Here is a 1,358-nt window from a genome sequence, read left to right as displayed (position 1 = left end):
TTTAGCGCGTGTACCTGGGCGATTTTAGGGTTTATCAACAGTGTCTCGGCAGACCGCTCCGGGAACATCCCCAAGTACCTGGCCGAGCTTCATGCCTCAGCCCCGCACTATGTCCTGCCTCATCGGCGAGAGGAGCGTATTTATCCTCGCGCCATCCGGCTCAAATCACCGAAGTATCCGATCAGAAATAAAAATGCCAGTCAGCTTAACTGACTGGCATTACCCTTGAAGGGCCTCTTTACTATTGCGTCACAACTTAGTCCGGCTTGCCATCAACGACACCAGCGGTGTTGTCCAGCAGGCTCTTGGTCGCTGTTTGCAGGAACGCTTCGAGCTTGAGTTTCAACTCGGCGGTACGCGGCGCATCAGCAATGATTTCGGCGTGAGGGTTGGCACCCAATTCATACTGATACAACTTCGGCGCCATGTCCTTGTCCTTCGGCAGGACCAGAATCTGGTCTGCGGTGAGGATGGCCGTGGTCTGCTCGCTGCCCGACGGCTTGATCACACCAATACCGGCGTCGCCTTCCGGCAGGTTGAGCAGGTCGCGTCCCCAGCACTGATGACGCACTTCGCCACCGATGCGGCCCATGATGGTCGGCACGATGTCGATCTGAGTGCCCACAGTGTGGTCACGCTGGCCGAATTTTTCCTGGATGCCCGGCGCGATCATCAGCATCGGCACGTTGAAGCGACCCAGGTCCATTTCGGTGATCTGCTGTTCGTTACCAAAACCGTGGTCACCGACGATGACAAACAGGGTTTCCTTGAAGTAAGGCTCCTTGCGGGCCTTTTCAAAGAACTGGCCCAGCGCCCAGTCCGCGTAACGCATGGCGGTCAGGTGTTCGTTCAGGCTGCCACGATCGGTCACGCGCTCGACCGGCAATGGCGTCGGCAAGGCGTAAGGCGTGTGGTTGGACAGGGTTTGCAGCAAGGCATAGAACGGCTTGCCGTTTTCCCGCGCCTTGAGCTCGACCAGGCCACGGTCGAACATGTCCTGGTCGGACACGCCCCAGGTCGGATCAGAGAACACCGGATTCACGAAATCGTTACGACCGATGAAGTTGGTCATGCCCTGGTTGCTGAAGAAACCCGACTGGTTGTCCCAGGCGAAATCGCCGTTGTAGACATACACGTCGTCGAAGTCACGGGTGCTGAGCAACTGCGGCAGACCGGACAGCTTGTGGCTGCCTTCCGGGGTCTGCATCAGGTATTCGAAACCCGGCAGGTTCGGGAAGCAGGCCATGGTGGCGAACATGCCCTGGTGGGTATGGGTGCCGTTGGAGAAGAAGCGGTCGAACAGCAAGCCTTCCTTCGACAGTTTGTCGAGGTACGGCGTGATGTTGCCCGGCCCACCC

The 1,358-nt window shown here is 58.2% G+C and carries 1 protein-coding gene and 1 pseudogene; one reads left to right on the top strand and one right to left on the bottom strand.

The genetic code is table 11. The annotated features are described in order from the left end of the window. A pseudogene (locus KGA96_RS29575) lies at positions 1-213 on the top strand (IS4 family transposase); the annotation flags it as partial. A 43-nt stretch (positions 214-256) separates the two neighbouring features. Here the strand turns inward: KGA96_RS29575 and KGA96_RS29570 are convergent. Further along, a partial coding sequence (locus KGA96_RS29570; protein ID WP_223516082.1) for an LTA synthase family protein occupies positions 257-1,358 on the bottom strand: 1,102 nt, incomplete at its 5' end.

This window comes from Pseudomonas sp. GL-R-26, from assembly GCF_019947365.1.
Taxonomy (GTDB): domain Bacteria; phylum Pseudomonadota; class Gammaproteobacteria; order Pseudomonadales; family Pseudomonadaceae; genus Aquipseudomonas.
Note: the sequence above shows the minus strand (reverse complement) of the source record. Positions and strands in the feature narration are given on the sequence as shown.